The organism is Thermoflexibacter ruber, from assembly GCF_900113045.1.
GTDB lineage: Bacteria > Bacteroidota > Bacteroidia > Cytophagales > Thermoflexibacteraceae > Thermoflexibacter > Thermoflexibacter ruber.
Genome location: NZ_FONY01000073.1, coordinates 1 through 10310, shown reverse-complemented (window position 1 = coordinate 10310; position 10310 = coordinate 1). Strand labels below are relative to the sequence as shown.

General features: G+C 33.2%; 7 protein-coding genes. 6 read left to right on the top strand and 1 reads right to left on the bottom strand.

Going from position 1 to position 10310, the window contains the following annotated elements; all coding sequences use genetic code 11:
• The first annotated feature begins 557 nt into the window (after positions 1 to 557).
• A complete protein-coding gene (locus tag BM141_RS21370; RefSeq protein WP_091549485.1) occupies positions 558 to 4967 on the top strand; it encodes a PKD domain-containing protein in 4410 nt (1469 codons plus the stop codon).
• A gap of 28 nt (positions 4968 to 4995) precedes the next feature.
• Here the strand turns inward: BM141_RS21370 and BM141_RS21365 are convergent, their stop codons facing one another.
• The gene (locus tag BM141_RS21365; protein ID WP_143091057.1) at positions 4996 to 6240 is read right to left on the bottom strand and encodes an O-antigen ligase family protein; all 1245 of its coding nucleotides are present in this window, start codon (positions 6238 to 6240) and stop codon (positions 4996 to 4998) included.
• 263 nt (positions 6241 to 6503) lie between these two features.
• Between BM141_RS21365 and BM141_RS21360 the strand changes: the two genes are divergently transcribed.
• From BM141_RS21360 to BM141_RS21340, 5 genes are all read left to right on the top strand, one after another.
• A complete protein-coding gene (locus tag BM141_RS21360; protein WP_143091056.1) occupies positions 6504 to 7040 on the top strand; it encodes a hypothetical protein in 537 nt (178 codons plus the stop codon).
• 115 nt (positions 7041 to 7155) lie between these two features.
• Entirely contained in the window at positions 7156 to 8130 is a 975-nt protein-coding gene (locus tag BM141_RS21355) for a hypothetical protein (protein WP_143091055.1), read from the top strand.
• A 34-nt stretch (positions 8131 to 8164) separates the two neighbouring features.
• Positions 8165 to 8974, top strand: coding sequence for a hypothetical protein (locus tag BM141_RS21350; protein ID WP_091549481.1), 810 nt, complete (start codon positions 8165 to 8167; stop codon positions 8972 to 8974).
• A gap of 14 nt (positions 8975 to 8988) precedes the next feature.
• Positions 8989 to 10005, top strand: coding sequence for an acyltransferase family protein (locus BM141_RS21345; protein ID WP_177217500.1), 1017 nt, complete (start codon positions 8989 to 8991; stop codon positions 10003 to 10005).
• Between the two features lie 58 nt (positions 10006 to 10063).
• The coding region (locus BM141_RS21340) for a helix-turn-helix domain-containing protein (protein ID WP_143090725.1) at positions 10064 to 10310 on the top strand (247 nt) is incomplete at its 3' end.

The following is a 10310-nucleotide window of genomic DNA, read 5'->3' as shown; positions in this document are numbered from 1 at the left end:
AGGATTTTGTTTAATTTAACAAATCCTTTTTTGAAAGCAATTCACAACCTGATATGATACCAAAGCACTTTTGTAGCAAATTTAACAAATCCTTTTTTGAAAGCAATTCACAACGTGATTGACAAAACAATCATATTAGTTTCTTAAATTTGCGAAGAAGATTATTCAGAGAAATAGAAAAAACAATAGAATCAGCAGAAGCTATGATACAAATTGCTTTTATATCTTTTATTATCAATTATTTATAATCGCAAAACATTATCTAATAGTTATTACTTGCCAATCTATAAACCACATAACTCAGATGCTTTTGTAATCAAAATACACCATACCTAAGCAATTATCTATCGCTTCAATGCTAAGCTAATATTAATAAATCCCTCTCAAAGTAAAATTTTATGTTTTTAATCATATTTTTTAGCAGAAAAATACAATATTTGTAAAAATAAGGAGTTTAATAAGGGAAGTTAATTTATAAATGTATCACTGTTTTAAGAAAAAATTGGACTATACTAAGATTTCAAGACATTTATAATTTATTAAACTCATTTAATACTATGCGAAAATTTGCGTTATTCTCATTCATCTACTTACTATTATTGGTTATTTTTTTATCGCCCTCGTCGTATGCCGCTACTTTTAATGTTCCTGCGGGAGATGTAAAAGCCCTAATCAATGCGATATTATCAGCAAATACTAACAAAGATGCAAGCAATACTATCAATCTGGCAAGGAATAGTGTGTATGAATTGACTCAGCCTTATGGTACTGATGTATCATCCTTTAATATTAAGCATGGAAATATAGGCTTACCGTTATTTAAAGACGGCAAAACGATAATTATTAATGGAAATGGGTCAGTAATTAGAAGAACAACCAGCTCTGTTTCCTTCAGAATTATCTCGCTTGACATCTATTCAAAAGTAACTATCGAGAATCTCACTATTGAGAATGGTCTTACAAGTGGTGCTGGAGGGGGTATTTATAAAGTTACAGGAGGAGAACTATCTCTAAGTAACGTTAAGTTTATCAATAATGAGGCAGGAGAACGAGGAGGTGGGCTATACATTGGTAGTAGGAACAATGCCATCATCAAAAATTGTGAATTTTTGAATAATAAGTGTGTAATTAAAGGAGGTGGCATTTATAATGTACTTTCTGACCTTGAAATTAATAATACGAAGTTTATAGGAAATAGTGGCACAAGTAATGAGATGGAAGGTGGAGGGCTTTTTGTTGATGGGGCAAGAAGCGATGGAGGGCGAAGTGGTAAGATAAGTATTGTAAAGTGTGTTTTTTCTAGTAATAAGGCAAATGTTTCTTCTGGTGGACTACAGTTATTTCTATATAATAACAATGAAGGCATTATAGACCAATGTGATATAAGTAACAATACACTATTGGGTAATGGGAAAAACAGTAGTTTTGGTGGAGGAGTATATTTATCTGGAGGTACTACTGGTAGTAATACGACAAATAATGTCATAGTAAGAATCACAAATTCAATTATAGACAATAATACTTCTGTTTCTCAAGGTGGAGGTTTATGGTTTGCTAGGATACGAATAGAAATAGAGAACTCCACTATTACAAATAATAAGGGAGCTACTGGAGGTATATCGGCAGGCTCTTCTGTATTATCATTGAAAAATTGTACTATCGCAAATAATGTTTCTACTACAAGCACAGGTGGTATTACAAGTAGCACTTCTGTATCGGCATCAAATTGTATATTTTTTAATAACATAGGCGTAGGTGGTAAACATCATTTTGGTTCTACTGGCACGCTCATAGATTTAGGAAACAACATACAGTTCAAGAGTGGAGAGGCGGATAAATATATGCCAAATACTGTAAGAACAGTAAATCCTCTCTTGCTACCCTTAGCTGACAACGGCGGACCTACAAGGACTATGGCATTGCAAAAAGGAAGCCCAGCCATAGATGCAGGAAACAACTGTACTCCTACCGACCAAAGAGGGCAGAAAAGAGTAGGGAAATGTGATATTGGCGCATTTGAATATATCCCTAATACTTCTGCAGATTTTACGCCTAATACTCCTCAGAATATCACTACTGGTCAAATTATTAACTTCCAAGATGCTTCTACTAACAGTCCAACTGCTTGGGAGTGGACAATCACAGGAGGAACGGCGACCTTTGTCAATGGAACAAATAAAAACAGCCAAAATCCCCAAGTGCGTTTTGATACCCAAGGTGTTTTTTCTGTAACTCTTACTGTAAGCAACGTTTCAGGGAGTAGTTCAAAAACTGTAGAAAATTTTATTACAGTTACTTCACCTTTACCTAAACCTATTGCAGATTTTACACCAACTACTCTGCAAGAAATCACTGTAGGACAGCATGTAAAATTTTATGATAGGTCAAAAAATAATCCTACCTCTTGGCAGTGGACAGTAACAGGCGGAAGGCACAAGTATATCTGGAACACATCTGCTACTTTCAAAGACCCAAGAGTACAGTTTGATGAAGTAGGTCTTTATACTATTTCAATGACCGTAAGCAATGAGGCAGGTAGCGATACCAAAACAGTAACTCAAATGGTCAAAGTAAATCCCATAGTGATTACCCCAGTGGCAAATTTTTCTCCCTCCACTGCACAAACTTTGACTGTAGGACAAAGTATCAACTTTCAAGACCTTTCTACCAATGTGCCTACTACTTGGGAGTGGACAATTACAGGAGGAGCTGTTACTTTCTTGAATAGCACCACCATAAATAGCCAAAATCCACAAGTAAGGTTTGATTCCGAAGGAAAATATACGGTAGCATTAAGAGCTACTAACTCTGCGGGTAGCCATACTAAAACCTTGACAGAGTACATCACTGTCAATAAAGCAGCACCAACTCCTCCGCCTGTCGACCCTACTTCGCCACTCGCTCCTATTGCAGACTTTACACCTAACACCTTCCAAGAAATCACTGTAGGACAACATATAAAATTTTATGATAGGTCAAAAAACAACCCTACCTCTTGGCAGTGGACAGTAACAGGCGGAAAACATAAGTATATCTGGAACACGTCTGCTACTTTCAAAGACCCCAGAATACAGTTTGATGAAGTGGGTCTTTATACCATCTCAGTAACAGTAAGCAATGCAGCAGGTAGCAATACTAAGACGATAACACAAATGGTTAAAGTAAATGCCTCTATGATTACACAGCAAAATATACTTAGCCCGACATCCTTAGTTTCAGCACCTAATATATCTGCTCCTGTAAACCTTCAAATCACAGTCAATAATCTAAATGAGGTAAATTTGCAATGGCAAGATACTTCTACCGACCACGAAGGGTATAAAATTTATCGGAAGGAAGAGGAAAGAGAAGCTATATTAGTCCAAACACTTAGCAAAGCCCAAGTAGAAACGCTATCTTTTAGCGACCAAAGCAAACTTAATCCTGACACAAAGTATGACTATTATGTGGTTACTTTTGGCAAGGGTATAGAAAGGCAAAGCAATATTGCAACTATCCATACTTATCCTACCCAACCTATATTAGAAAAAATAGAATATCAATGCGCAAGCAATAAATATGCTATTAAAATCAATAGTTTAAATAAGACTCCTCGTTACAAGAAATTACATCAATGGGAGCAGGTAACTAAAACTCAACTCATAGAACAAAATTTATTACAAATTGACGCAAGCAAAGACAGTAAAATTAAAATCATAGCTGTTGGAAAAACAGGCTTAGAAAGTATGCCTTTAGAAATAAACTTGGAAAAAAGAGAACAACCTAAAGCACAAATCATCGGAGAAGTAGAAAGAGAAGTATGTGCAACTCACACCTTATTAAGTGCGGAAAAAGTAGAAAATGCAGTTTATGAATGGCAGTTAGATGGCAAAATAATTGAAAATCTCAAAGGTAGTGAAGTAAAAGTAAGCCAAAGTGGGAAATATGAATTGATAATTAAAAAAGATGGTTGCCAGTTTGCTTCTAATCCTGTGCAAGTAAGTTTTTTTGCTTTAAAAACACCAGAGATAGATGCTTCAAACAACGAAGTAAAGTTTTGTAAGAAAGGACAAATTGCGATAAAAGAAGCACAAAAAGAAGTAAAATATCAGTGGTTAGATGAGCAAGACAAAGTAGTAGGAGAAGGAACAACGCTTTCCGTAGAAAAAACAGGAATTTACAAGGTGGTTGCTATATCTGACTTAGGTTGCCAAGAGGTTTCTGTACCTGTAAAAGTAAGTGTAGGACAGCCAATAGTAATGAATACCCAAATCATACAACCTACTTGTTTTAACAGTAATAATGGAAAAATCCTTATTAGTACACAAGACAAACAAAATATAAAAATCAAGTTAGGAGATGAGGTAAAAGAAGGTAATGCAGTAAGTTTTGAGAGTTTAAGAGCAGGCGTATATCACATAATTGCAGAAACTGCCTATGGATGCTACAAGGAAATAAAATTAGAAATCAGGAATCCAGAGAAATTTAAACTTAAAACCTCTGAAAACGAACTTACTACTAATAAGTTTACTTCAGTCCAACTCCAAGCAGAAGGTGCAGTAGAATATGAGTGGTTTCCTAAGGAAGGTTTGGACAATCCATACATTGCCAATCCAAAAGCAAATCCAACTCAGACTACTACCTACAAAGTAGTAGGCAAAAACAAAAATGGTTGTGAGAGTAGTGCAGAAATTAAAGTGAATGTGATAGACACAAAAGAGATTTTGCCTTCTAAAGTCTTATCACCTAATGGCGATGGAGTCAATGATACTTGGCAAGTAGAAAACATAGAGTTTTTTCCAGACGCAGAAGTTATTGTTTACAACCGCTTTGGGCAGGAGGTATTTCACACAACAGGATATCAGAATAACTGGGACGGGTCTATTAATATAACAGAAAATGCTCCAAGTCCAAGCACATTTTACTTTGTTATTAAAATACCACAAATTAACAAGCATATTAGCGGCTCGCTGACAATTATGCGATAATTTTAGTAAATGACTTCACAATCAAAAGTTACTGAGAAATGGCTATAGATTTTTCAGTAACTTTTCTCTTTTTATCTGTATCTGTATAGTCCTTTTCCAAATAAGCAAAACCTAAGCCAATAAGTCCATATATGGCAAAAGGTATATCATAACCTATACTATAAACGGCAAAAGTCATCATATAAGAAGCAAGTACTATTTGTTCTAAAGTAATAAACTTTCTCACAAAAAATATAAGTTTTAGTGTATAAAAAGATATTAAGACGACTCCTGAGAAAAGTCCAAAAATTCCAAAATAAAAAAGTTTATCCAGATAATAACTATGAAAGTGATGTCCTGTATTTTCTGCTGTAAATGCATCAAACTGTCCGGGCAATTCAAATCCTTTTAATCTTAGCCCGGTCAAAATATTCTGCTCCACAATTGGGAGATAAGCCTCCCACTGTCGTCTTCGCCAAGCTGCAGTACCTCCTTCCTCATCATTTTCCACTTCGGTAAATGCTTTTATCCGTTTCTCAAAAGTGGCTCGTATTTCTTCATTGGTAAGTATTACAGAGGAAACAATAAACGCCACTATGCCAATCATCAGAAGAACAGGGGCAATTGCGGCAAAATCTATCTTAAAATTTGAGCGTCTAATAAATAAGATATTTAGTATTTGACTAAATGCTGCGCAAGTCCAAACTGTTTTTTGCTGTGAAAAAATAATTAAAGAGAAAACTACAAAGAATAAGATGATATTGATAAAGTTTTTTTTGTAAAAATATAGGTTAAAAAAGTAGGTGAGACAAATGATAAAAATATATATCTCTGCGGAGTTAAATCCTCTTTTGTTATTAGTGAAAGCACTCATAGAGAATACCTCTCGTCGGATAGTAAATGCCGCTACAATATATATAATTAAGATAAGCCAAACTGTAAAATGCAAGACAAAAGGTACTTTATCAAGATGCTTTTTATAAAAACTATATATAAAAAATAAGAGATAAATATCAAAGATTTTCAAGAAGACATGCGGGTATTTAAAAAAAGTATGATAATCGTGATAAGATTCAAGCATTAAAATCAGCAAGTAAATTGTTACTATGATAAGCCATTTTTTCATAAATGGACTAAACTCTCTTAAAAACAAAAAAGTAGCGGCAACAACAAAAACACCTGAAGGTTTGCTTACTTGACCTTCAGATAAGCCAGCAAGAGCTAAAACTGTTTCATTGTTTAGCATTACCAAAAGCATGGGTAATAAATAAATATATTTGAGGCTAAGTTTCAACTTTACTTGAATTTTTGGCTTAATTAAATTTTTGATGAGTGTTATTTTTCAGTTACTGAAGATGAATCATCTATTTAAAAGTAATGTATTTTTGCTATACTTTGTAATATATTTTATAAATTTACAATAAATTAGGATTAAAATGTAAATATATTCAGTTTTTTCTTAGTTCAATTTATTTCATAACTTTGATATTATTGTATTACTATTTGGGATTATTTGTACTCTAAAAAAGTAAAATGATATAGATGCAAAGCAAACTTATGAACACGGTTTACAGTACAGCGAAAAAAATATACGCATTAGTGATTATGCTTGTATTTATTATACCTAATGCTTATTTTGTAATTATTGGAGATGAGGACTTCCCTTTTACTTGCGCTCCTATGTTCGGGCATTACGTAGGAGATGAAACGCAGTTTTATAACTTTAAATTTATTGGTGAATTTGAAAGTAAAGAAGAGTTTTTACCCCCAAAACTAACAAATGTAGATGAACTTTCTACTATGAGATTCTTCTTTATAAAAGTTTATAGCTCTTGCGAAGAGACACCTCCTTTTGGAACATACAAAAATGACAACTGGGAAAAACTATCTAATCGTTTATCTATTTATTTCAAAAGCTATCTTAAAGTACTTGCAAAAAATCAACAAATAAATTTAGCAGATTTGAAATCAGTACGCTTGGAAGTTTGGCGTTATGGTAAAGATAAAAAAGAAATTGATGCAAAGAATGTCGTAGGTCATTATGATATAACAAGCCAAAAATTTATAAAAAATGAAACTTCAACAGTTAATTAACAAATTTCAACATAGACTGGATAAATACTTTTTTCATAAGTCTTTGTACAATCCTCTGCCATTATTAAGAATTTTTCTCTGCTTTACTATTTCCAGAAGTTATTTTAAAGCATTTATGGAAGGCAAACCTATTGTTGCATTTGATTTTTTTGAAGGTACTTTTTATCAACCTATTCTACTACGTTTTGTCCCTGTACCTTTCCCGTTGTCTGTAGAACAGTTTAATACTTTGGGCATTATTTTGTTTATTACTGCTTTTTTGGCAAGTATAGGCTTACTTACTCGCATTATGCTTTTTTTCACAGGCTGTATTTACCTATATATAGAAATGTCTTATGCCTCTTTTGGTACTTTTGACCATGAAGCCTGCTTAGTATCCCAGCTTCTCATATTTATGGCTTTTGCCCCAGGTGTAGGTAGTATCTCTTTGGATAGGGTTATAAGGTGGACTATCTACTATTTTAAGAAAAAAAAATTGAACTTTTTTACCTACATTATCGGCGAACCTCCTGTTGCTTGGGGAATTAGGTTTGTACTTATTTTTCTCTCTCTTATTTACTTTACGGCAGGTTATTCTAAGGTACGTTATACAGGTTGGCGATGGTTGGATGGAAAAACGCTTAGCTATTATGTGTCGGGAGAGCCAAGTATATTTAAAAAAATTGACGCACAACGATTTATTAGTGAGGAGAACATACCTGAGAGTCAGAAATGGAAAGACGGATTTGGTGTCCAAGCCCATCATTATGCAAATTTTCAAGCCTCACCTTTTAAACAAAATTTGGGAAAGTTTATTGCTTCTGTACCAGCTATTATGATAGGACTTTCTATTTTTACTCTTATCTTTGAAATGGGTGCGCCTACTATGCTGCTTGGGGGGTGGTACAGAATAGTGGTGTTACTTATGGCAATTTCGCTTCATCAAGGCATTGGCTTTTTTATGGGTTTGCCTTTTTATCCTTATCAGAAAGTTTGTTTTTTGATGTTAGACTGGGAGTTAATAGTAAAAACTTTATACAAACATTTTGAATTATTCAGAAAATTAGTTTCATATTTGAGCCTAAAACTTAAAATCTCAATTATTAATTAGTATATTTATAAACTATACTATTAGCATTATTATTATGAATAAAGATTATAATTTTTCTGTATTTGTAAACAGTACAGATACTTATTCAGATTGCTGGGAGCCTTTCTTTAAACTATTTAAAAAATTTTGGAAGGATTATGAAGGGAAAATTTACTTGAATACCGAAGAAAAGGATTATCATTACGAAGGTCTAAATATCATACCTACAAAAGTTGCTAAATTCAAAGATAAAAACAAACTTACTTGGAGTGAGTGCTTATTATATGCTTTTTCTCAAATAGATACAGATATTATCCTATATCTTCAGGAAGACTACTTTCTAAAAGCCAATGTCAATCATGAAAAAATGTTAGAATTAGTAGATTTAATGCTTAAATACGACCTTACTTATATCAATATTGCTGATTCTGGAAATCGCGGACCGTTCTCACCAAGTACTCTGCACGAAGACCTTTGGGAAGTTTCACAGCAAGACAAGTATCGCATCAGTACACAAGCATCTCTTTGGAACATCAAGAAAATGAGCAATTATGTTCGCAAGCATGAGAGCCCATGGCATTTTGAATACTACGGTAACATCAGGTCGCGTCGTAAAAAAGATGCTTTCTATGCTGTAAACAGAGATAAATATAATAAGCATCATCAGCCCATTTTCCCCTATGATGCTACGGGTATAGTCATGCGAAAATGGGTAAGAGAAATCGTTGAGGATTTGTTTCGCGACAATGATATAATAGTAGATTTTGAAAAAAGAGGGTTTTATGACCGCACTAAAGACAAGAAACGATTTTCTAAAAAACCTTTTTTTAAGAAAGTAATTGCTACTGTAAAATCCTTAATTTAAAATACAAAAATATTTTGGAAAAAGTTAGACATTATCAATTTGATTGGGTGCGCATACTTGCCTTTGCTTTGTTGATTGCATTTCATATTTCATGTATTTTTACAAGAGAGAACTGGTACATAGTAAATGCAGAGAAAAGTCAAATTTTAACATTAATTTTTAAGTTTATCTCTCAATGGCGAATCCCTTTGCTTTTTTTTATTTCTGGGGCTGTATTGGCTTTTGCTATCAAACCCAATGCGATAAGTAAGTACATCACCAACAGAGTAATTCGTCTGCTGATTCCTTTATTTTTTTCTATGGTAGTAGTTAATGTACCTATTAGCTTTTACAGTGCTTTATTTAATAAAAGTTATCAGGGCAGTTTTTGGGATTTTTATGCTTATGTTCTTGAGAACAAACAGTTTCATTGGCAGCATCTTTGGTATGTTGCCTATCTTTTTGTTTATAGCCTCTTAGCCTTGCCTTTATTTATATATGTTTTGAAAAACAAGGTAAATTTTAACAACTTCATAGCCTACTTTATTCATAAAATACGATTTCTACTTTTATTCTTACCATTGATTTTAGTACATCTTTCTCTTGTAGATTCGTTCCCTATTACCCATTTAATTTGGGGAGATTGGTATTTTTTCACCTTTAACTTTGTTATCTTTATGTATGGCTTTTTATTTGCCAATAGTAATACTTTAATTGGCTTAGTGCATCAGCATCGCCTACGTTTTCTTCTTGTTGTTATTAGCCTGACTTTTTTGTTAATTATCTTTGAACGCTTGGAAACAAATGCTATTATTTATTACATTTTTAAAATTCTAAAACCTGCTTATATACTTTTATGTATTGTTACAATTATAGCTTTTGCTCATCAGTATTTATCTTTTAATCACAAATGGATTTCTTATTTAAGCCAGGCTATTTATCCATTTTACATTCTTCACATGCCTATTACTGTTATTATAGGTTACTATGTGGTTGCTCTTAATCTCAATCTATATATCAAATTTATTATACTAAAAAGTAAAAGGTTTTGAAATTTGGATTAGGAAAATTACGAAAAAAGTACAATATTTGGTAATCAAATTAGTAAAAATGTTATCACAAGCAGACTATGATTTACTAAGGGAGTTACAACACAATGAACGCTATGCCAGAGCGTACAAGAAGATAACTGTGCTTTTAATGCTTCATTTGGGTCAAAGTATGGAGGTGATTAGTGCCAGTTTAGGCATCAGTGAAGGAACAGTGAGGAACTATCGGCAGCGATATGAGCAAGTAGGTTTGGAAGCCTATTTACAAGATAATTATCAAGGTTATACAGGCAAGTTGAGTGTGGCAC